Source organism: Halonotius sp. GCM10025705 (genome assembly GCF_042662885.1).
In the GTDB taxonomy this organism is placed as follows: domain Archaea; phylum Halobacteriota; class Halobacteria; order Halobacteriales; family Haloferacaceae; genus Halonotius; species Halonotius aquaticus.
Genome location: NZ_JBHSZD010000001.1, coordinates 64037 through 84598, shown reverse-complemented (window position 1 = coordinate 84598; position 20562 = coordinate 64037). Strand labels below are relative to the sequence as shown.

Annotated in this window: 18 protein-coding genes, 1 tRNA gene and 4 pseudogenes; 13 read left to right on the top strand and 10 right to left on the bottom strand. The window is 61.9% G+C overall.

Going from position 1 to position 20562, the window contains the following annotated elements; genetic code table 11:
• The first annotated feature begins 102 nt into the window (after positions 1–102).
• The 8 genes and pseudogenes from ACFQJB_RS00495 to ACFQJB_RS00460 all read left to right on the top strand — a co-directional run bounded on the left by ACFQJB_RS00495 (position 103) and on the right by ACFQJB_RS00460 (position 6225).
• Positions 103–912 carry a PAS domain-containing protein gene (locus ACFQJB_RS00495; RefSeq protein ID WP_379722702.1) on the top strand — a complete coding sequence of 270 codons (810 nt, stop codon included), beginning with the start codon at positions 103–105 and terminating at the stop codon, positions 910–912.
• Positions 864–1523: a PAS domain-containing protein gene (locus tag ACFQJB_RS00490; RefSeq protein ID WP_379722699.1), complete on the top strand. Its 660-nt coding sequence runs from the start codon at positions 864–866 to the stop codon at positions 1521–1523. The genes ACFQJB_RS00495 and ACFQJB_RS00490 overlap by 49 nt, the downstream gene beginning before the upstream one ends.
• Positions 1524–2026: 503 nt before the next feature.
• Positions 2027–2659, top strand: a pseudogene (locus ACFQJB_RS00485) (bacterio-opsin activator domain-containing protein); the annotation flags it as partial.
• A gap of 155 nt (positions 2660–2814) precedes the next feature.
• Positions 2815–2901: pseudogene (locus tag ACFQJB_RS00480) on the top strand (helix-turn-helix domain-containing protein); the annotation flags it as partial.
• A 179-nt stretch (positions 2902–3080) separates the two neighbouring features.
• The gene (locus ACFQJB_RS00475; RefSeq protein WP_379722695.1) at positions 3081–3527 is read left to right on the top strand and encodes a winged helix-turn-helix transcriptional regulator; all 447 of its coding nucleotides are present in this window, start codon (positions 3081–3083) and stop codon (positions 3525–3527) included.
• Complete coding sequence (locus tag ACFQJB_RS00470; protein WP_379722692.1) at positions 3520–3978, top strand: helix-turn-helix domain-containing protein; 459 nt, start codon at positions 3520–3522, stop codon at positions 3976–3978. Before ACFQJB_RS00475 ends, ACFQJB_RS00470 begins: the two co-directional genes overlap by 8 nt.
• Before the next feature lie 139 nt (positions 3979–4117).
• The gene (locus ACFQJB_RS00465; RefSeq protein WP_379722689.1) at positions 4118–4501 is read left to right on the top strand and encodes a hypothetical protein; all 384 of its coding nucleotides are present in this window, start codon (positions 4118–4120) and stop codon (positions 4499–4501) included.
• Positions 4495–6225, top strand: a complete 1731-nt coding sequence (locus tag ACFQJB_RS00460; protein WP_379722686.1) for a glycoside hydrolase family 15 protein — start codon at positions 4495–4497, stop codon at positions 6223–6225. Before ACFQJB_RS00465 ends, ACFQJB_RS00460 begins: the two co-directional genes overlap by 7 nt.
• Before the next feature lie 104 nt (positions 6226–6329).
• Here ACFQJB_RS00460 and ACFQJB_RS00455 read toward each other — a convergent pair whose 3' ends face one another.
• Positions 6330–8039, bottom strand: a complete 1710-nt coding sequence (locus ACFQJB_RS00455) for a glutamate synthase-related protein (protein ID WP_379722683.1) — start codon at positions 8037–8039, stop codon at positions 6330–6332.
• A gap of 156 nt (positions 8040–8195) precedes the next feature.
• Positions 8196–8552, bottom strand: a complete 357-nt coding sequence (locus tag ACFQJB_RS00450) for a DsrE family protein (RefSeq protein WP_379722680.1) — start codon at positions 8550–8552, stop codon at positions 8196–8198.
• A gap of 321 nt (positions 8553–8873) precedes the next feature.
• On the opposite strand from ACFQJB_RS00450, the pseudogene ACFQJB_RS00445 reads away from it, so the two are divergent.
• Positions 8874–9103: pseudogene (locus tag ACFQJB_RS00445) on the top strand (hypothetical protein).
• Positions 9104–9789: 686 nt separating this feature from the next.
• On the opposite strand, the gene ACFQJB_RS00440 reads toward ACFQJB_RS00445, so the two are convergent.
• Positions 9790–11763, bottom strand: coding sequence for an aconitate hydratase (locus tag ACFQJB_RS00440; RefSeq protein WP_379722678.1), 1974 nt, complete (start codon positions 11761–11763; stop codon positions 9790–9792).
• Positions 11764–11938: 175 nt separating this feature from the next.
• Here ACFQJB_RS00440 and ACFQJB_RS00435 point away from each other — a divergent pair, with 175 nt between their 5' ends.
• Positions 11939–12409, top strand: coding sequence for a deoxyuridine 5'-triphosphate nucleotidohydrolase (locus ACFQJB_RS00435; RefSeq protein WP_379722675.1), 471 nt, complete (start codon positions 11939–11941; stop codon positions 12407–12409).
• 1 nt (position 12410) lies between these two features.
• On the opposite strand, the gene ACFQJB_RS00430 is transcribed toward ACFQJB_RS00435, so the two are convergent.
• The 5 genes from ACFQJB_RS00430 to ACFQJB_RS00410 all read right to left on the bottom strand — a co-directional run bounded on the left by ACFQJB_RS00430 (position 12411) and on the right by ACFQJB_RS00410 (position 14548).
• On the bottom strand, positions 12411–12647 hold the full coding sequence (locus tag ACFQJB_RS00430) for a hypothetical protein (protein WP_379722672.1): 237 nt from the start codon (positions 12645–12647) through the stop codon (positions 12411–12413).
• A 99-nt stretch (positions 12648–12746) separates the two neighbouring features.
• On the bottom strand, positions 12747–13319 hold the full coding sequence (locus tag ACFQJB_RS00425) for a hypothetical protein (RefSeq protein ID WP_379722670.1): 573 nt from the start codon (positions 13317–13319) through the stop codon (positions 12747–12749).
• Positions 13320–13472: 153 nt separating this feature from the next.
• A tRNA-Lys gene (locus tag ACFQJB_RS00420) sits at positions 13473–13546 on the bottom strand.
• 77 nt (positions 13547–13623) lie between these two features.
• A complete protein-coding gene (locus ACFQJB_RS00415) occupies positions 13624–14283 on the bottom strand; it encodes a DUF7119 family protein (protein WP_379722667.1) in 660 nt (219 codons plus the stop codon).
• Between the two features lie 97 nt (positions 14284–14380).
• On the bottom strand, positions 14381–14548 hold the full coding sequence (locus ACFQJB_RS00410; protein ID WP_379722664.1) for a hypothetical protein: 168 nt from the start codon (positions 14546–14548) through the stop codon (positions 14381–14383).
• A gap of 293 nt (positions 14549–14841) precedes the next feature.
• Here ACFQJB_RS00410 and ACFQJB_RS00405 point away from each other — a divergent pair, with 293 nt between their 5' ends.
• The 3 genes from ACFQJB_RS00405 (at position 14842) to ACFQJB_RS00395 (ending at position 17408) form a co-directional block, all read left to right on the top strand.
• Positions 14842–15174, top strand: a complete 333-nt coding sequence (locus tag ACFQJB_RS00405) for a hypothetical protein (protein WP_379722661.1) — start codon at positions 14842–14844, stop codon at positions 15172–15174.
• 76 nt (positions 15175–15250) lie between these two features.
• Positions 15251–17023, top strand: coding sequence for a nitrite/sulfite reductase (locus ACFQJB_RS00400; RefSeq protein WP_379722658.1), 1773 nt, complete (start codon positions 15251–15253; stop codon positions 17021–17023).
• A 91-nt stretch (positions 17024–17114) separates the two neighbouring features.
• Positions 17115–17408, top strand: coding sequence for a DUF6360 family protein (locus ACFQJB_RS00395; protein WP_120100967.1), 294 nt, complete (start codon positions 17115–17117; stop codon positions 17406–17408).
• Between the two features lie 54 nt (positions 17409–17462).
• On the opposite strand, the gene ACFQJB_RS00390 is transcribed toward ACFQJB_RS00395, so the two are convergent.
• Together ACFQJB_RS00390 and ACFQJB_RS00385 are read right to left on the bottom strand one after the other, a co-directional pair.
• Positions 17463–18860 carry an FAD-dependent oxidoreductase gene (locus tag ACFQJB_RS00390; RefSeq protein WP_379722654.1) on the bottom strand — a complete coding sequence of 466 codons (1398 nt, stop codon included), beginning with the start codon at positions 18858–18860 and terminating at the stop codon, positions 17463–17465.
• A 142-nt stretch (positions 18861–19002) separates the two neighbouring features.
• A pseudogene (locus tag ACFQJB_RS00385) lies at positions 19003–20509 on the bottom strand (phytoene desaturase family protein).
• Positions 20510–20562: the final 53 nt, after the last annotated feature.

Genomic DNA, 20562 nt, shown 5'->3' with positions numbered 1-20562 from the left:
AGGCCAGTCTGTTGTCGAACAGCTTCTGTGTGTCGGGTGGTAGACCGGGACAGAGTATTTGAGGGATGGGTGTGCAGTATCTGGTATCTGTTCGCTCACCGCATGACCGATCCCTCACCACCCCCGGAGCCGTCCGCCGAGGCCGCCAGCGACAGGATTGGGAATGCGGTTCTGGCGGCCATCAAGCGGTTGGCCGTCGTTGTCGACGAAGACGGTGGGATCATCACATTGACCGAAGCGTTGGCGACACGATTCGAAACCGAGACCGACGAACTTGTTGGCCAGCCTGTGTCAACCCTGTTCGACGGCGAGTCGTTCCCGACACCGCCAGCGACCGAACTCCGGACACTGACACCTGCTGACGGCGCGGTCGCTGTCGAGGTTCGGAGCCGCCGGCTGCCGGAGCCGGACGGGACGCAACCGCTGATTGGGTTGTTCATCACGCCCGCGGCGGACGACGACACCGACGCACTCGATACGGTCGGCGATCGGTTTCGCCAACTGTTCGAGTCGGTTAACGACGCGATTCTCGTCGTCGACACCGACGACAACCGGATCACCGAGTGCAACGCTCGCGCCTGCGAATTACTGGGATACAGCCGCGAGGAGCTGCTTTCGATGGCACCTCGTGAGATCCATCCCCACGACTACGAGGCGTTCACCGACTTTGTTGCCGACGTGACCGAACACGGCCAGGGGTGGACGGACGACCTCTCCTGTTACACCGGTGACGACGAGGTGATCCCCGCGGAGATCTCGGCGACCATTGTCACGCTTGACGGCACCGAACAGCTGCTTGCAAGTATCCGCGATATCTCTACCCGAGTTGAACAGGCGGAACTGCTGGCCGTCAGTCGGCGGCGATGCAGGCGGCCACGGACGGGATCGCTATCTACGACGATCGAACGGTGAGCTACGCCAACGCAGCGTATGTCGACCTCTTTGGTTACGACGCGACGGCGGTGATCACCGACTGTGAGTGGGCCGACCTCCACGCCAAGCCCGACCGCTTTGCGCTCGACATCGAACCAGCCCTCTCGACGGACGGCAAGTGGCGCGGCGAGTTGACCGCGACCGGCAAGCGAGACGCCGAGCTCCCGATCGAAGTCTCGTTGACACAACTGCAGACCGGTGAGGTGCTCTGTGTTGCCCATGATATCAGCGACCAGCGAGAACATGAACAGCGGCTGACCGGGCTGGCGACCGCGAGCCGTGAACTGTTGGCAGCTGCCGATCACGGCGAGGTAGCTGAAGCGACGATCGAGACCATCGAGAATGTTCTCGACTACGACCTGTCGTGTCTCTGGTGGTACGACAGCGACGACAACGCGCTCCAGCGCACCGCGATCTCCGAGGCGGCCGCGGCCCTGATCGAGGAGGAGGTCGCCTACGATTTCAACCGTTCCCGTGCCGGCGAAGCCTACCGTCATGACCGAACGATCCGCAACGAGCCCGGCGGCGACGCCTACGCCGGCGGCTCTGAGCCGACCTCCACGTTCCGCTGGGGGGTTACGGCGTCCTGACCCTGCTCGATCCCGAGGGGTCATTCAGTGACCAGACTGTCCAACTTGTCGAACTGTTCGCCGAATCCGTCCGGGCGGCGTTCATCCGCGCCGACCGCGAGGCACAGCTGCGGGCACGACAGGCCGAACTCGAACGCCGCACCGACGAGTTGACTGTCGCCACGCAGTTCAACAGCCTCGTCAGTGATTTGATTCGATCGCTGTTGACGACCGCCCGCGGCGACATCGAGACGCTCGTCTGTGACCGACTGGCTGACTCACCGCTGTACGAGGGCGCGTGGATCGCCACAGTCGACGCCGACAGCGACGCTGCGTTGATCGCAGACGCGGGCGATGATAGAGCAGTCGACGAGTCGGGGGCCGCAGAGGGTGACGCCGGAATCTCTGTCTCGGCGGCAACAATCAATCTTGAGTCGTTCCCTGAATCATCGGCCGAAGCCGTGGCGACCTCGCCGTTCGGGAGACACCTCGTTGCCGACACCGAAGCTGCCGGCGGATACGTGATGACGCGACGGGCCTTCGACAGAGCTGACGACGACGACGGCACCGGGGAGACGTTTGCGGGAGCCGTCCCGATCAAAGCCGGGCCGCGACAGTTCGGCGTGTTGGCTGTCGTCGGCACCGACGATCGCGGCTTCGGCGACCCCGTTGGCGAGGGGTTGGGCCTGCTCGGCGACACGCTGGGCTTTGCGTTCAGCGCGGAGTTGGCCCGCTCGACGCTCGTCGCCGACGACGTCATCGAGGTCGAGTTCGCCGTTGGTGGCCCTTTCGCCGCACTGTCAGCAGCCCTCGACTGTCGGTGTTGCTACCGAGGGTCAGTAGACGACGGCGACGACGAGGGAACCTACCGCATCGAGTTTGCTGGGGCTGACGTCGCAAGTGTCGAAGCCGAACTCGCGGGACTATCGAGGATCCAAGAGTACCGACCCCTCCGGGAGACAGCAGCGGGCTGTCTGTTTGCTCTCACCATCGATACGCCCTCGCCGGCGTTGCTTGCGGAGGCCGGTGTCAACCTTCGCTCGTTGGTCGCTGAGGACGGAGAGGTGCGGCTCGTCATCGAAGCGCCCGAGGAGACCGATATCGCCCGACTGCAAGCGACGCTTGCTGACCACTACGAGCGCGCCGAACTCGTCTCGAAACAACACGGTCGCAGTGACCGGTTGGCGGCTAGGTACGACGAACTCTTTGACGCGAATCTGACCGAAAGACAGCGCGCTGTCATCGAGCGCGCCGACGAGCAGGCTACTTCGCGTGGCCGCGGGAGGCCACCGCCGAGGCTGTCGCCGACGACCTCGACATCTCCTCGGCGACGTTTCACCAACACCTCCGGGCGGCCGAAGGAAAACTCGTCACAGCGTTCCTCGATGCGGACGCTTAATTGGTCACAAAGCAGCAACGGGATAACCGCGCTGGCACTCGATTACGAGCTCGAAACCAAGCTACATAATTGTCTGTTGTCGGCGGTCAGTGGCTGATGCCTATGTATCTCGGTATAGCACTCCAATGTGGGTAGGGTCGCATGCCAAGTGGTTCTCTCGCCTGGTGATAGATACGCCGATGTCATCTAACCACACCGAAACCAGCCGACTCCACACATCGTACAGTCACACCCAACAGGTGCTCATCGAGATGGCTGACCTGCTGGGCCACAAATGGCATCCGGTCATCCTCCAGCAGTTGGTGGCCACCGAGGAGTGTGGGTTCAGCGACCTGCATGCTGCCATCGACGACATCTCCAATAAGATGCTCTCTGACAGCCTCACCACCCTCGAAGAACACGGTCTCGTCGAGCGCGTTGTCGTCAGCGAAAAGCCGGTGCGGGTGCGCTACAGCCTCACTGATCGCGGCCGCGACTTGGAGCCAGCACTCGATGCGATGGTTGATTGGGGCCGCGACCACCTCTCGACGGCCGAGCCGACACCGCCGTCGCCACCGACAGCGACCCAGGTCACCGAGTCAGCAGACGCCTCCTCAACTGTCCACTGGGGGCGAACCGATGAGTAGTAACCTCGATCGCGAGGCGACCGAGTGGGCGACACAGCAGGAGCCGACACACCCCTACGTGACACCAGGATCGGCGACCGGCCCGGAGATCTCGACGCCATCGATGGCGACCGTTTTGGAGATGGTGTTGGGCCTGCGCTCACAGGAGCTGGCGGTCTACGATGCGATCACCACCGATCCCGGAGCGTCGACGAAAACGCTCGCCGGCACGCTCGACCGCGACCGGAGCAACGTCAACCGATCGCTGACAAAGCTCGAAGCTGCGGGGTTGGTGACCCGCCACCGCCGGATCCTCGACAGCGGTGGCTACTACTACGCCAACTACGCCGCCCCGAGTGACGTTGTCGACGACATCGTCTCGACAGCACTTGACCGGTGGGCCGCCGCCGCCCAGTCGATGCTCACAGACCAGCAGTGGGAGACACCGCTGGCCGGTAGTACAGACTCGTAGGTTGTTGTATTCCTCTGTTGAGGACTGATTCGAGCAGTTTTGCCAGCGTTCAAACCGCCGAGCATCAACTCGCTACCCGCTGTGTGTCATTACTGCACACGACCCACACCGTATTGCGTCGTCGCCCTGTGACGTGTGTATGGACGAACCGCCAGCCGCCTTCCGTGTCGCCAGCGACAAAGACGCCCTCATGAGCACGCCCAGTGGTGACAGCCAGCATACGATGGTCACCGCCAATAGCTACGCCGACAACGCTCGCAGCGAGTGGCACGGCGCGCTCATTGAGGAGACCTCTGCGTTTCGCTCGGATGTCGAGTTGTTCTACAACCTCCACACGCTGGTCTGGGATCCAAAACTCGGACAAACACTCGACAGTCGCAACGACGCCACCACGAGTACCGTAGACTGGCACTCCAGTCACGTCCCCGAACTCCATCTGACGAACCACCTCCGCTTTGCTGACGGCACCGACGCCGATCTTGAGCAGCGGGCGGTCGCAGCATCGACTGTCCCGCGATGCTAATACACAACGAAGCAGCGTTCGACGACGACCGCGAGCGGACGCTGTTCACCATCTCAAAACTCGGACTCAACGAGCACAGTCACGACCATCCATGGCCGGAACAGACCGCCAGCGTCCGCCACGAGGACGACTGCGACGTAGTTGTCGCCACCGACGATGAGGATCGTTACGTCGCCTTCGCACAGCAGCATGGTGACCGCCGGCAGTTCGACGGCCACCGCGTCGGCGTCGCCGGCCAGCCTGAGGGCCCCGACCGCAGCGCGTGGAGCGACATCTACCAAGACAACGACGGCTGGATCACCGACAACGACGGCGCGACCGGCGACCTTGATGTTGGCTTCGGCCTGCACTGCGATTCCACTGCTGATTACAACGGCGACAGCGACAATACTGGCGGTAGCGGCGACACCGACGACGCCACCGTCGAGTGGCTCACGGCAGTTGGATTTGGAAAAAGCGAAGACGACGCAGTCGCCCATGCCCGGGATGTCCTCGATCGCGGCTACGAGGCCGAACTCAATGCGTTTACCGAAGCGTGGGAGGAGTGGCACGACGGCATTACGGAGACGTCGAGTGCGGACGCGACGGTGACCGATCTCTACGAGCGGTCAGTAACAAGCATCAAGACCGCCCAAGATGGCTGCTGTGCCACCATTGCGGGGGCGTTCAAACCCCACGACATGACCTACAAGTTCATCTGGCCCCGCGATCAGGTGATCATCGTCCAAGCGTTGCTCGCGGCGGGTGCGGTCGAGGAGGCCGAACTCGCTGTCGGCTGGCTCAGCGGCGTTCAGATCACCGAGGAAACGTACGACGACCGCGGGATCGACCGCCGGGGGACGTGGTGGCAGAATTACTACACCACCGGCGAGGGTCACTGGCGTGCGCTCCAACTCGATCAGGTCGGCGGGCCGATCTACGCCCACTGGCTACTGTGGGACGAAACCGACGACGACAGCTACCGTGACGCCTACTACGACATGTCGAAACGCGCCGCTGAGTTCCTATTGGAGTGGGACAACGGCTGGGGCTTCCCGAAGCCACATCAAGACCCCTGGGAGGAAGTCTGGGGCCACACGACCGAGGGCTCGGCCGCAGCCATCGCCGGTCTGCGCTGTATGGCCGAGATGGCCGACACAAAAGGCGACACCGAGTTCGCTGCCGACTGTCGGGAGACAGCCGAGACGTGGGCCGATAACTTCGAGGACTACTGCTTCAAGGAGAACACCCAGTACGGCAGCCACTATGTCACCGCCGACAAACCGGAAGGCAACATCCACCCCGCACCCGACGCCCGCCCCGACGCCGCCGCGTTCATGGCCTACTGGCCGTGGAACGTCGTCGACGCCGACGACGAGGCCCTGATCGAAACGGCCGAGCTGGCCGATGATCCGCGCTGGCGAGCCGACAGCACGCCCTGCGTCGGGCGGTATCCAGCTGACACCTACACGCCCAGCGGCGCTCCCGAGGACGGCGGCTGGCCGCTGTGTGAAGCTTATGCCGACATGGTGCGCTGGCAGACCGGGGTTGATAACGACGCAGTCGCCGACCATCTCGAAGAAGCAACCGAGTGGACGACAACGGCGGGGCTACTCCCCGAGCGCGTTGACGGCAACGGGACGGTTTCCTGGAACTCGAATCTCCAGTGGAGTCAGGCGATGTACATTCTGTTGGCCGAGAGTCAGGCCCGCGGCGAGCCGTTCGGGCTCGCGCCGGAGGCGTAGACCACCCACGACATTCGAGACTATAGTCGTTGGTGTGAGTGACGATTTGAGCCGTTGATCGCAACAAAGACCATATTGAGATACGAGTTTCAACGTCAGCCGTGCTAGTCGCCGACGCCAGCGTACTCGATACCGGTGAGATCAGCAATATCGGATTTCCACGTCGTCAGATCACGCCGCTCGAAGTTAGTCAGTGTGTCGTGGCCGCAGGCGCGGGCCATCACCTCCATCAACTCGACGGTCGCATCAAAGAACCGTTCAAGATTATCAGCAGCCTCTTCGACCATTAGCCGCGCCCGGAGGTCTTCTTTCTGGGTGGCAATCCCAACCGGACAGTTGTTGGAGTCGCAGGCTCGCATTCCAAGACAACCGATGGCCTGCATCGCGCTGTTGGCGACAGCGACGCCGTCAGCACCGAGTGCGATGGCTTTGATGAAGTCCGATTCGGTGCGGAGTCCACCGGTGGCGATCAGCGTTACGTCATCAGCTCTACGCTCATCGAGATGCTTGCGCGCTCGGGCGACAGCAGCCATCGTCGGCACCGAGATGTTCTTTTTGAATACGTCGGGGGCCGCACCGGTGCCGCCGCCGCGGCCGTCCATGATGATGTAGTCCGCGCCAGCCTCCAGCGCGAAGTCAATGTCATCCTCGACATGTTGAGCCGAGAGTTTGAACCCAACCGGGATGCCGTCGCCGTGTTCACGAACTGCCTCTGCGACTGCCGCGAAATCCTCGGGCGTCTCCAGATCGGGGAACCGCGAAGGACTCACCGCGTCTGTACCGGGTTCGATATCGCGCACCTCCGCGATCTTACCTTGGACTTTGTCGCCCGGGAGATGCCCGCCAGTGCCGGTTTTCGCGCCCTGACCACCCTTGAAATGGAAGGCTTGCACCTTTTCGACGTGGTCGATCTCCCAGCCGAACTTCGCGCTGGCCAACTCATAGAAGTATTTGGTGTTGGCTTCCTGTTCTTCGGGGAGCATCCCGCCCTCCCCAGAGGCGATGCCAGTGCCAGCCTGTTCGGCTCCTCTTGCGAGGGCGACTTTCGCCTCCTCGGAGAGCGCCCCGAAGCTCATGTCGCTGACAAAAATCGGGATATCGAGTTCGAGCGGTGCATCGGCACCGGGCCCAATAGTCAGTGAGGTGTCGACAGGTGCGTCGTCAGCCAGCGGTGTCGTGGCGAGCTGGGCGGTCTGGATCTGAATGTCGTCCCACGACGGCAGTTCGTTTCGTGAGACGCCCATCGCCGAAACTTTGCCATGATGGCCCCATTCGTCAAGCCCGTTCTGAGCAAGATGTTGAATGTATTTCGTGTGCGGTTCCTTCTCTGGGTGTGGATCGCCGTAGAAATCCGGGAACGACGACTCTGCGTCATGTGGGTCGGTTTCGGCAGCATGGTCGTCGATATCGTGGTTAGGAACATCGTACTCGTCGTACTCGGTGGGGCTATCCTCGTTCCACGCTCTGATTTCGGCGGCGTCAACGTAAACCGTGTCGTCGTCGGTGTCGATCCACGCGGTGAACTTCTCCAGTTGTTCGCTGTTGTCATACTCGCTGATACCGGTGTCGTACCGGTAATCCCAGCCGTGGACGCCGCAGATCAGATTTTGCCCCTCGACGTGGCCATCAGCCAACAGGACGCCGCGGTGTTGGCAACGACCATAGAGGACTGATACTTCGTCGTTGTCCCTGACGATTACCAGGTCAACGTCAGCGACGCGGGCTCCGGTCGGTTCTCTGTCGGGGAGTTCGCTCCATGTAGCGACCGCAGTCGGTTCTTTGATATCCTCGGGTTCTGGTGATGTCTCAGTCATGGTGATGCTCGTGAGAGAGAATTGATGTGCAGTCCAGACGCATGGCCTGAGGGACGGCAAAGAGGGTCTTGTATGTGTGGCCGCATTGCGGTTCAATCAAACAACCGCGGTCAGCCGCCGGTGGTTTGAGTGTCGATACTGGGTGTGGTTTACCGATCAGTACGTGATGACTTCGTAGCCATCGGCGACAAGGTCGCGGACGCTCGGATGACCATCGAAATCATCAACTCGGGTGAGTCCGGACTCGTCGATACCCTCGTCGACCTCAAACGCGCTTGCACAATAATCACAGACAACAGCGTCATCTCTGACCTTTTGATACAGCTCGTGATAGTCACTGTCAGGGTCTTCGAGATCTGGGATCCACTGTGTCCCAGCACCGTCGAAGACCACAAGGAGTTCATCGCCGTCAGTCGTTGCGAACTCCGCAGCGGCTTCTAACCCGTTGGCGAGTCGGCCGTGATCCGCATGCGATTCGTTTCCAGTTAGGATTATGATGGCTGCTTTGACCACACTGAGTCTCCGTTCCCAGTAAATATAGATGGTCGGCGGTGGTGCGTTCGTTCTGCGCAATCGCATATCAGTCGATTATCAAATTGATGCTTTCAGCAAAATGAGCAGCCTCAATGGAATATTGGCGACGGCGTGCTTGATTCCTGATTCAGTATTCTATCCTCGTTGCTATGCTGCATGGATCCTCTCTATCTTGCACGGCGTGATCTCCCATCTTCGAGAGAGATGCCAATGCGTCACTGGCTCCGGTAAGAGCATTCGCGTACCGACGACAACGTGGCAACGAAACGCATTTTATTACTGCATCCACCAGTGACGAATATGGCTGGACGATATGGTGAACTGGACTACTCAGTCCTCACGAAACGCGGCTTCCTGCTTGGGGTCGCGCTGTTTGCGATTGGGGCCCTCGGTGAGCTGGGGCTGACCGCCGCGGGATTGTCGGTCCTGACTGGGAGCACGCACTGCTGTTCGATATCGAACTGCTTGGCATCCTGATCGGGTTGCTGTCGCCGTTTATTTTCGGTGTGCTGTTGCCACTGACCGAGTAAGGAGGCCTCAAGCCGACGGGTGTGATCTTGCCGCTTGATTAGACGCGGCAGTGCTGACAGTTTTAGCTACGAGACTGGTGTCACTCGTCGATGTGAGTTGTTCCGAAAGGGGGTTGCAAGTAAGATTGCAGTGCTACCACCATGTTCAGTGGGGTAGCGGGGTTCTGGGGGTCAATGTCGCCGTTACGTCGGTGGCGACACTCATTGATTGGCGAGTGGAATATAAATACCTGCCGGCGAGAATATCACATTAGATAATTTCGGGTGAAACAGAGCACCAGCGAACGAGTCGCTCTCTCAGGGAGACAAACTTGGCTACAGGACGAGCGACAGTGCGTCGGCTATGGTGTGTAGAAAACTGCGAAGGAAGGGAAGTGGGGGAACTTCCACACCTGTTCAGTTGGGTAGTCGCCTTGATTGCATCAAGGGACTACTGTGATATCGGCGGGAGAGATATAAATAAATTTTGCCCTGAGAATCAAAATCGATATTTTGAGTCGTGATGTCTCGGAGGCAACGATGGGACAAGCGCACCCAACAACCAACGCCACAGGAGATAGCTCCAGACGAAACACTCCCGTTTGCACTATACATGCCACAGTAGCACACAAAAGTCAGCGACGCGACACAGCAACCTCTCACTGCCGAGGGAGGTGATAAAAAAATCGAACCGGGGAGCGCGCTGCTTAGTCGTCGGCGGGTGCGGCACCGCTGCCGCCGGTTGCCTGCTGTTTCGTCCACGAGAGCTTGCCACCGGCAGCGAGGATATCCCGCTCGCGTTCGGAGGCGTGGAGTTCGGCCGTGAACTCCCAATCGTCGTTGACACGGCAGGTGAACTCCTCGGAGCCATCACGGACGCCGCCACCGATGTCGTCGACGACGACGATGTCGTCGCCCTGATCGATCTTGGCGTACGTTTCCTCATCGATCGTCAGCGGAACGATCCCGAAGTTGAACAGGTTCGCACGGTGGATCCGGGCGAAACTCTGGGCGAAGACAGCCTCGATGCCGAGATACATCGGACACAGCGCAGCGTGTTCACGCGAGGAGCCCTGGCCGTAGTTCTCGCCGGCGACGAGCACGCCGCCGTCGGCTTCGAGCGCGCGGTCGGCGAAGGTGTCGTCGATCCGGGAGAGGGTGAACTCCGAGAGCTTCTCGATGTTCGACCGGTACATCAGGATATCCGCCGTCGCGGGGATGATGTGGTCGGTCGTGATGTTGTCCTCCATCTTGAGGATGGTCTCGCCGCCGACCGTCTCATCCAGGGAGTCCTTCAGCGGCACGTCGCCGATGTTGGGGCCCTTGATGAGTTCGTCGTCGATCGACTCGTCGGGGCTGATGAGGTCGGCGTCGGAGCCGTCGTAGCTCTCCGGCAGTTCGATGCCCGGCGGTTCGAGGTCGCCGAGTTCCTCCGCAAGATCCCGTGGATCGACGATCTCGCCTTTGATCGCGGCGGCCGTCGCCACTTCCGGCGAACAGAGATAGACGCTGTCGTCTTCGATCCCCGAGCGACCCTCGAAGTTGCGGTTGAAGGTTCGCAGCGAGACGGAGTCGGAGGCCGGCACGTGGCCGATCCCGATACAGGCACCACAGGTCGCCTCTGAGAAGTTGACGCCAGCGGCCATGAGTTCGGCCGTCCAGCCCTGTCGGGCCAGAATCTCCGCGGACTGTTTCGAAGCAGGGGCGACGATCATCTCGGTGTGTTTGGCGACTTCGCGGCCCTTGAGCATCTTCGCGCCCGGCAGGATGTCCTCGTAGCTGCCGTTCGTACAGGAGCCGATCATGACCTGCTCGACGCGCTCGCCTTCGACCTCGCGGACGGGCACGACGTTGTCCGGCATGCTCGGCGTGGCGATGAGCGGTTCGAGTTCGCCGAGATCGATCGTGATCTCGTCGGCGTACTCGGCGTCGGCATCGGGTTCGAGCTTTTCGAAGTCCTCGGGTCGACCGACGCGTTCGAGGTAATCCTTCGTCTGCTCGTCGGTCGGGAAGATCGACGACGTGGCACCGAGTTCCGTCCCCATGTTGGTGATCGTCGTTCGCTCGGGCACCGTCAGCGACTCGACGCCGGGGCCGGTGTACTCGAAGACCTTGCCGACGCCGCCCTTCACGCTGAGGCGGCGCAGCATCTCAAGGATGACATCCTTCGCGGAGGCCCACCCTTCGAGTTCGCCTTCCAGTCGGACGTTGACGACTTCCGGCATCTCGACGTAGTAGGGGCCGCCACCCATGGCGACGGCGATATCGAGGCCGCCCGCGCCGATCGCAAGCTGGCCGAGCCCGCCGGGGGTCGGCGTGTGGCTGTCCGAGCCCAGCAGCGTCTTGCCAGGAGCGGCGAAGTTCTCCTTGTGGACGTTGTGGCAGATGCCGTTGCCCGGCCGAGAGAAGTGCGCGCCGAATTTGCCGGCCGCCGACCGAAGGAAGCGGTGGTCGTCGGTGTTTTTGAAGTCGAACTGGTAGGTTTGGTGGTCACAGTACTGGGCCGCGAGCTCAGTCTGGACGTCTTCGAGCCCGAGGGCCTCGAACTGCAGCCAGACCATCGTGCCGGTCGTGTCCTGCGTGAGGGTCTGGTCGATTTCGATACCGATCTCCTCTCCGGGGGTGAGTTCCCCTTCGACGAGGTGATCGTCAAGGATTTTTTCTGTAAGTGTCTGTCCCATAACGTTCGCTCGTCGTGCCTACGCGGACATAAATCCCGCGTATGCCGTGAGAAGCCCGATCAGATCCAGTAGCAGGCCGCTACGGTGGGTTCGACCCACCAAGCCACGGGGTGACACGGGACAGAAGCCCACCGGCTCCGGTACTGTTTTCGGCGTTGCCGGCGACCGCCCAGCTATGTTTGAATCCGGCGCGTTCGTCGGTCAGCACATCACGCCACTCGATGATCCACAGCTCCAGCCGAACGGCGTCGACCTCACGGCGGCAGCGATCTACGAACAGACCGACGCAGGCCAGATCGGCTGCGACGGCAAAACCATCGGCGAGCGACGCGAAATCGAGCCCGACGACAGTGTGTTTCAGCTCGACCCCGGCGCGTACGTCGTCCAGTACGGCGAAACCGTCCACATTCCCGACGGCCACATCGGCTTCATCTATCCGCGGTCGTCGCTGATGCGGAACTCCTGTATGTTGCATACGGCGGTCTGGGATGCCGGCTACGAAGGCAAAGGGGAGGGGCTACTGGAGATCCATCACGAAATCGAGATCGAACAGGGCGCGCGGATCGCCCAGCTCGTCCTCGCTGAGGCCGACCATGAGGGTACCTACAACGGGAGTTATCAGGGCGAACACGTCGACGCCGGGTAGCCTACTGGTGATTGTTGGGATATGGAAGCCGCTGCCGAAGCGCGTACAAGGCACCGACAGCGAAGACGACGCCACTGATCCCACCGACGGTGAACCCGGGCTCCTCACCCAACAACGCCACCCCGGCGATCACCGTGGCGAAAAAGACGATCCCCGCGACGATGGCGTACACCCATCCGCTCAGTTCAACCAGCAGCAGCTCTTTCAGTCCGGCTGCGATCTGTTGGAGGAGACCCATAGGCGATAGCTGATCGGCTGCTATTCATTGATACTATCGATACCACCGATTTCTCGGCTACAGACGCATCGTCGACACCGCAAGGAGTACGTCGAGCAGTTAGTCCTGATCGGCGATATCGATCGCTGTCAGGTCGGTGTCGCCGACGGGCGGTGCCTTTCTGAGTTCGGGGCCGACCATCGACATCTGGTAGACCGCGTCGGGATCGAAATGCTTGTGTGTGAATTTGAAGACGGTGTGTTCGAGCGCGCCGTCAAGCGTCGGGAGGGTGCGGATGAGTCGATGGCGGGTGCCGTTGTTGCGATCGAGGACGTAGACCTCGATGTCGTCAGTCGGCACGAACACGTCATCGGGCTTGAGCACGACCTCGTAAGGGCGGTTCGTGTGGCTAAAAACGAGGGTATCGGCCAGCGGGTCGTTGCCGAACTGGACGATCTCGGGGGCTGCGGCCCAGCCGGGATCCAACACGCGGTCGATCTCACGGTAGTCGACGATGTTGCGGATCGTCGTCCGCTCGCGGATCTCTTGGAGATCCGGTACCGACCGGCTCTGGAAGGAGACAACAAGATCTTTGACGAGACTCCGGAGTGAGTCGTCGCTTGCCGCCGAGTCGGTGGCTGGCTCGGTGGCTTCAGAGCGGATAACGTTTGGTGAGGTTTCGTGTCGTTTCATCGGTGGATCGAACCGCTGCCGGTGTCTATCTCCTCTTCGTGGTGGACTCTCAAAACTGTTTCTCACAGTTGAGTAGGCAGTTGCGGTCAACAGGCACGCATCGACACAGAAAACCGGTGGTTCGGAGAGCTTGATTATCCTGATACAGGAAAACGGGCTGGGAGGGAGTTGAACCCCCGACCGTCTGGTTAAAAGCCAGACGCTCTCCCTAACTGAGCTACCAGCCCTCACCAGTGCTTGCCGGCAGGCGGTGATAAGGGTTTTTACATCGGTGCGGAACAAGGGTCGACGGCGACGCCCTCGGCTACTCGTCGGCGAAGTAGGCGGCCAGCGCGTCGGCGACGATATCCCCCGGCGGCCGATTGTCCATCGAGGCACGATGCCGCAGTTCGATATACTCCTCGGTTGGCAGCGTCACCGTGAGTTCACCGGGCGTGATATCGTGGTCGCGGAGTGCGGTTTCGGTGTCAGCGCCGTCGTTGATCGCGCTGGCGATCGAGCGGATATCCCGCACCGTCAACTCGGCGTCGAGGCTCGCCCACGCCAACAGGTAGCGATCCTCGGCGGGCACGCGAGCGATATGCTTGGCGGCGGTCGGCGCGATATGCCCGCGGGCAACGTGGCGGCGGATCGACTGCGGGAGATCATGGACGCGCGCCCACTTGCGGATAAACGAGACGGTGACGCCGTCGCCGGCGGCCTCAGCAGCCGCTTTGTAGGAGCCCCGGCCTCGAACGAGGGCTGCACAGGCCGCCGCGCCGCGGAGCATCAGCACGTGGTCGTTGCCACCGACCGCGCCGGTCGCAAAATCGTGGACGACCTCGGCGGCCTCCGCGACGCTGTCGGGATCGTCGGGATCAAAATCGACCGCGTCGGCGGCGCGCTCGCCGGTGATCTCCGGATCGGCGCGGACGACGGGGGTGCCAACCGGTGTCTCGCGGTCTGAGCCGTACTCCGTGGTCATTTACCCAACAAAGAACTGCCCGGGACAAAAGTGCCGCGCACGGTGGTAGCCGTCGCGGCAAACCGCAGGCAAAAGCGGGGCTCTATCCGCACGGGTGTCAGTCCTGGTGAGCGGTGGCGTCGCGTGACTCGGGTGCGGTCTCGTCGACAGCGTCCTCGGCGGCCGCCTCATCGGCCTCGCGCCGCTCGGAGAGGTGTTCCCAGATCTCGGTACAGCCGGCTCCGTCGGACAGCTCCGCGAGATGATCGGCTTCCTCAGTTTGCATCGCTACCCTCCGTGGCCCCGACACGTCGCCGAGTAGAGATCGCTGCAACAGTGGTGATGTGCGTCGTTTCGGTCATCATACCCCTGTAGTAGTCCATCCGTCTTAACCAACATCGAACCCGTAACACTGGCCCGCGCTCGGTGATACCGGATCGTGTTGCAGCTATACCGGACGCCGACTTCATTCCAAAACCACACGACAACGGCAGATTGTGGTGTCGAAACGGTGTCACCGGTGCGGTCAGCGATTGCAGCGGGCGACCCCTACAGGTAGCCGGCGACCCAACAGACTGTGTGAGCGTTGCCCTGCGTATCCTCGATGACGGCGCGTGGCTCTCGGTAAACGACCAGCGACGCGTCAGCGTCAGCGAACTCTGGCGGCTCCATGCCCCCGAGTTTTGTTCCTGTGAGCTTGTCGACTTCATCGCCGAGGGCTTTACCAAGGTCTCCGCTGACGGCCGCGATGTGGCGGTGACGACCTACGGCCAGTGTATCGAGTGTGGGGAAAGCGGCGTCCCCGGGAAACTCCCGGTTGGCTACATCCACGAGGGCGAATACCGCAACTACGACCGCGAACACGCCGTGCTGGAGCCGATGACGAACCGGTCGGAGAGAAACCAGCAATAGTATCTGGTTTAGTGAACCACCGGGGATGGTTGACGCGGGGACTGACTGTTTAGGGATTGGGCTATTTGAGCGATGTATGCCAACTGACGTTGAGCGATGGAAATCGGAGGTCTACGGCAATGAGATCCGAGAGCATCTCATGGAGTTCGCCGAGCAAGGCTGGGAGTCGATCCCGGAAGACGAACACGACGCGTGGTTTGAGCGGTTCAAATGGTGGGGACTGTACCACCAGCGCAACGGCCAAGAGAGCTACTTCATGATGCGGATCGGGACGCCAAACGGCGTGCTCAAGCCAGGCCAAACCGAGGTCGTCGCCGAGATCGCCGACGAGTACGCCCGCGGTCCCGAAACGAACCCCGAGTTCGGCGACGGCTACGTCGACTGGACGACGCGGCAGTCGATCCAACTGCACTGGATCAAACTGGAGGATATCCCGGAGATCTTCGAAAAGCTCGAAGCCAACGGGCTGTCGACCCAGCAGGCCTGTGGTGACTCCTGGCGGAACATCGTCGGCAACCCGATGGCCGGCAAGGCCCCCGAATTTGTCGACGCATGGCCCGTCATCAAGGAACTCAACGAGACGTTCAAGGGCAACGACGACCACTCGAATCTGCCCCGCAAATGGAAGGTCTCGGTCACCGGCTCGCCGGACGGCTCCGGCCAAGGCGACATCAACGACCTCGCGCTTGAGCCAGCCTCCAAAGAGATCGACGGCGAGGAAGTCCGCGGCTTCAACGTCCGCGTCGGCGGTGGCCTCTCGCGGAACGAACCGCGGTTGGCCCGTGATATCGATGTCTTCGTCCGCCCCGAGAACGCCGCGGAGGTGGCCGGCGGGATGTCCGCGCTGTTCCGCGAACACGGCGACCGCGAGGATCGCTACAACGCCCGGATCAAGTTCCTCGTCGACGAGTGGGGCACCGAGAAGATGCGCCGCGTCCTCCAGGAGGACTTTGTCGACTTCGAACTCGAATCCGCCGGCGAGGACATCCGCGAGCAGTACACCTACAACGCCGGTGGCGAGGAACACGGCGACCTGATCGGTGTCCACGAGCAGCGCGACGGCAACTACTACGTCGGGCTCAACGTCTTGGTCGGCCGGATGGGTGCCGACGACACGCTCGAACTCGCCGACCTCGCCGAAGAGTATGGCTCCGGCGAGGTTCGCATTAGCCAACGCCAGAACGTGATGATCACTGACGTTCCGGAAGAAGACCTCGACGACCTCCTCGACGAGCCACTGCTTGAGGACTACTCGCCGGATCCCCATCCGTTCATGCGTGGCTCGGTCGCCTGTACCGGCACCGAATTCTGTTCGCTCTCAATTGTCGAGACCAAAAACCGGCAGGTGCGCTACGCCCGCTGGCTCAAGGAGAACGTCGAACTCCCCGAGGGCGTCGAGGACTTCCACATCCATCTGTCGGGCTGTACGGCCTCCTGTGCCCAGCCGCAGATCGCCGACATCTCGCTGCGCGGGATGAAGACGCGAAAGGACGGCGAACCGGTCGAAGCCCTCGACATCGGTCTCGGCGGCGGCCTCGGCGAAAACCCACAGTTCGCCCAGTGGGTCGGCCAGCGCGTCCCGGCCGACGAGGTGCCCGGTGCGATCGAGAACCTCCTCGCCACCTTCGAGGACGATCGTGAGGGCGGCGAGACGTTCCGTGAGTTCATCGCCCGCCACGACGAGGCGGAACTGGAGGACTTCATCGAGCCCGAGGAGACGAGCTACGAGGATCCCTACATGCACAACACGAAGATGACGTGGTACCCCTACGCCGAGGACGACGACATGGATGCCTCCCCCGCGCCGACCGACGGCGAGGGCAACTCCATCGCGCCGGCTGACGACTAAGCCGCCTACACTATCGCTCATCACGCTGTTTTACTCGATTGAAACTGATTCGAAACAAAGCCTCAAGAACCAGCCGCGCCTATCGGCGGCCATGTCAGATCGACTCCTCTCGGTCAACGCCTACACGACCCTCGACCTGCTCGACGGGGAAGCCGAGGCCCACGAGTTCACCGAATCAGCCTACGCCGTCGTCAACGCAACCGCGCCGCGAAAGAACCCTGACCACGTCAAACTGGAGATGGAACTCGACAACGCCGAACTTGAGCACCTACCAGCCCACGCTGACCGGGTGCGGCTGACGCCGGAGCAGGCGCGAACCATCGCCGCTGATCTCGAAAAATACGCCAGCAAGGTCGAGGCCAACCTCGACGATAGCGACGACTAACGTCGCTGGTTCTGCAAAACTCGGTCGTGGGTTCTGAAAACGCGGTCGTGTCGATTAGTCGTCGGCCGCAGCTGAATCGACGGCGTCGACCTCGATGGTATCATCATCGGCATCGGCTCGCGGGAAGTGGCCGATCGTCGCCTCGCGGAAGGCCTCCTCGTCGAACTCGTAGTCACCCTCCAGGGAGTCCAGCAGGGTGTGGGTATCCCGCATCGCGTTCTTCAGACAGGTCGACGCGCCGGGCGAGGGCGTGATGTTGAAGATGATGTCGTCGCCGACGATCTTCGCTTCGCCCATATCCAGCGATTTGTTGGCGGTGTCGACGATCTGCGGCCGGATGCCGCCGTAGCCTTTGGCGCGCTCGATGTCCTCCAACTCGACGGTCGGGACAACCTTCTGGACGTGCGGGAGGAACTGTTTGCGACCAATGACAGGCAGATCATAGAGGAGGTTTTCGAGAACGAAGGGGAGCAGAATCCGGTCGGCCATGATGTTGGCGTAGCTGAGGAACGCCGCTGGCGTGAAGCCGAAGACATCGAAGAAGTCCGGCACCGACGAGAGTCGGCCACGTTCGAGCCCGGGGACAACCTTCGCCGTTGGCCCGAACCGTGTGATGGAGTCGTCGTGTACCTCCGCGTCACCGTGGACGGCGGCGAAGGGGAGTTTCTTCATCTGAAGCGTGTAGACCTTGCCGTTCAACAGCTGGTCGTCGGCGATAAAGAAGCTCCCCGCGACTGGGAGCAGCGACATATCCTCGCCGTAGTCGAGTTCCTTGGCGATCTGGAGGCTGTGGGAGCCGGCCGCGACGACCGTCGCGTCGGCGTCGAAGCGACCCGCGTCGGTGGCGATGGTGTGGCCGTCGAGCGTCGGCGTGATGTCGGTAACTTTCGTGTCGGTGTAGATGTCGACATTAGCCTCTTCGCGGGCCTGCTCGGCGAAGGATTTCGTCGTCTCGCCGTAGTCGACGACGTAGCCGTCAGGGGTCTGGAGGGCGAGCAGGTCTGTGTCGGGATCGCGGCCCTCAACGACCTTCGGCTCGATGTCGGCGATCTCGTCGCGTTCGATGGGCCGGAGTTTCGGGAAGAGGTCGCCGAAGCCCTCCTCGTGGTAGCGCGATTCAAGTTTGGGGACTTCCTCGTCGCCGACCGCCAGCACCATCTTGCTGCGTTTCGAGTGCATCTCGCGGTCGGGGTCGTGGTTTTCGAGGTAGCCCGCGAGCAACTCCGCGCCCTCCTTGACCTCCTCGGCTTTTTCGAGCGTGTAGTTGGTCTCGATGTCGCCGAAGTGCAGGGTCTGGGAGTTGTTGGTGTGATGGGAGTTGATCGCGCCGAGTTCGGGCTCCTTTTCGATCAGTGCAATCGAGTCGATATCGGTGAACTTCGCGGTCGTGTACAGCAGCGACGCGCCGCTGATGCCGCCGCCGACGATCACGAGGTCGTATTTGCCAGACATGGGTGGATCTACCGCCGCTACGTCGACTGTCGTGCTCCGCACTGATAACTCATATTTTTTGTCGCCGGTGTTTCGACAACTGACGAATTCTGCATCGACAGCCATGCGGGTGGCGTCGCCACCACAGCCACGAAGATGAGGGTTAGTCGGCCGCCGCCGCGTCGGTTGTGAGCGTCGGATAATCCTCCAGAACTGCGGTGGCGGCGTGTTCACCGCTGAGCAGACACATCGGCATCCCGATCCCGGGGGCGGTGAACCCCCGGTGTAGTACAGCCCGTCGACGCCGGTTCGATGTCCCGGGCGGAATGGTCCGGTCTGCCACAGCGTGTGGGCTAAGCCCAGGGCGGTTCCCTGCGGATCGCCAAACCGGTCGACATAGTCACTGACGCAGGCGGTCTCCTCGACGACGATGCGGTCGCGGAGGTCGACACCCGTGTTGGCGGCCAGATCGGCAAGGATCTGCTCGCGGAACGTTCTGCGTCGCTCCGGCGTGTCATCTAATCCGGGGGCCAGCGGCACCAAGATAACGACCGCGTGGTGGCCGTCGGGGGCGACCGCGTCGTCGGTCAACGATGGCACCGAGAGGTAGTAGGCCGGGTCGTCGGGCCAGGCCGGGTCGTCGAAGATGTGCTCAAAGTGAGCGTCCCAGTCGGTCGGCAACACGAGTGTATGGTGGGCCAGCGGCTCGATATCGCCCTCAACGCCGAGATATAGCATAAACGCCGATGGGCCATAGGTTCGCTCCTCCCAGTACTCGGGGTCGTGGTCGCGAGCGGCCGGTGGCAGCAACTCGCGTTCGGTGTAGGCCGGATTGGCGTTGCTGACGACAACCTCGCTGTGGTCGGTGCCGCGGTCAGTTACGACGCTGAGACCATCGTTGGCTGGGGTGATCTGTTCGACGGTCACCCCGGTTTCGATATCGACACCCTGCTGGCGGGCCAGCGTCGCCAGCGCGTCGACGACGCCAGCGATCCCACCCTCGGGATAGAACACGTTGCAATTGAAATCGACGTGCGCCATGATACTGTAGAGCGCGGGCGTGTTGTGCGGCGCGCCGCCGAGGAAAACAAGCGTGTATTCCAAGAGCTGCTGGAGCTTTGGATGATCGAAATAGCGGGCGACGTAGTCGTCCATCGTGCCGAGCAGCCGAAGCCGGGGAGCATCGGTAGCAACGCCGGATCGACGTAATCCCGGAGTCGTTCACGGCCGGCGTACAGCACCCGCTCCATCGCCAACTCGTAGTTGGTGGCGGCGGTATCGAGATACCGATCCAAAGCCGCTCCCGCGCCGTCCTCATAGGAGTCGAAGATGTCGTGAATATTTGCGCGGTTCGGCGCGATGTCGACGCTGTCGCCGTCCTTCCAGTGGACGCGATACTGCGGATCGAGGCGTTCGAGCCCGTAGTAGTCGCTCGGCTGTCGGTCGAACTGCCCGAAGAATCGCTCGAAAACGTCGGGCATGAGATACCACGACGGCCCCGTGTCGAACCGGAAGCCGTCACGTTCGAGCACGCCGGCATGGCCGCCGAGGTGGTCGTGTTGCTCATACAGTTGTACGTCGACCCCGGCATCGGCGAGAAAGGTCGCCGCCGCGAGCCCGCCGAACCCGCCACCGACGACGGTCGCCTGCTGTGGCTGACTGCTGCCCATATCGGATCATGGGGCGGGCCCCGTATCGGCTCGCCGGGCGTTCCCAGGTCGCA

Coding starts and splice junctions, on each gene's coding strand:
- ACFQJB_RS00390 (WP_379722654.1), bottom strand. CDS start 18,860: ATGTCTGGCAAATACGACCTCGTGATCGTCGGCGGCGGCATCAGCGGC.
- ACFQJB_RS00455 (WP_379722683.1), bottom strand. CDS start 8,039: ATGACTGAGACATCACCAGAACCCGAGGATATCAAAGAACCGACTGCG.
- ACFQJB_RS00440 (WP_379722678.1), bottom strand. CDS start 11,763: ATGGGACAGACACTTACAGAAAAAATCCTTGACGATCACCTCGTCGAA.
- ACFQJB_RS00400 (WP_379722658.1), top strand. CDS start 15,251: ATGCCAACTGACGTTGAGCGATGGAAATCGGAGGTCTACGGCAATGAG.
- ACFQJB_RS00435 (WP_379722675.1), top strand. CDS start 11,939: ATGTTTGAATCCGGCGCGTTCGTCGGTCAGCACATCACGCCACTCGAT.
- ACFQJB_RS00395 (WP_120100967.1), top strand. CDS start 17,115: ATGTCAGATCGACTCCTCTCGGTCAACGCCTACACGACCCTCGACCTG.
- ACFQJB_RS00460 (WP_379722686.1), top strand. CDS start 4,495: ATGCTAATACACAACGAAGCAGCGTTCGACGACGACCGCGAGCGGACG.
- ACFQJB_RS00465 (WP_379722689.1), top strand. CDS start 4,118: ATGGACGAACCGCCAGCCGCCTTCCGTGTCGCCAGCGACAAAGACGCC.
- ACFQJB_RS00430 (WP_379722672.1), bottom strand. CDS start 12,647: ATGGGTCTCCTCCAACAGATCGCAGCCGGACTGAAAGAGCTGCTGCTG.
- ACFQJB_RS00490 (WP_379722699.1), top strand. CDS start 864: ATGCAGGCGGCCACGGACGGGATCGCTATCTACGACGATCGAACGGTG.
- ACFQJB_RS00475 (WP_379722695.1), top strand. CDS start 3,081: ATGTCATCTAACCACACCGAAACCAGCCGACTCCACACATCGTACAGT.
- ACFQJB_RS00495 (WP_379722702.1), top strand. CDS start 103: ATGACCGATCCCTCACCACCCCCGGAGCCGTCCGCCGAGGCCGCCAGC.
- ACFQJB_RS00425 (WP_379722670.1), bottom strand. CDS start 13,319: ATGAAACGACACGAAACCTCACCAAACGTTATCCGCTCTGAAGCCACC.
- ACFQJB_RS00470 (WP_379722692.1), top strand. CDS start 3,520: ATGAGTAGTAACCTCGATCGCGAGGCGACCGAGTGGGCGACACAGCAG.
- ACFQJB_RS00410 (WP_379722664.1), bottom strand. CDS start 14,548: ATGCAAACTGAGGAAGCCGATCATCTCGCGGAGCTGTCCGACGGAGCC.
- ACFQJB_RS00415 (WP_379722667.1), bottom strand. CDS start 14,283: ATGACCACGGAGTACGGCTCAGACCGCGAGACACCGGTTGGCACCCCC.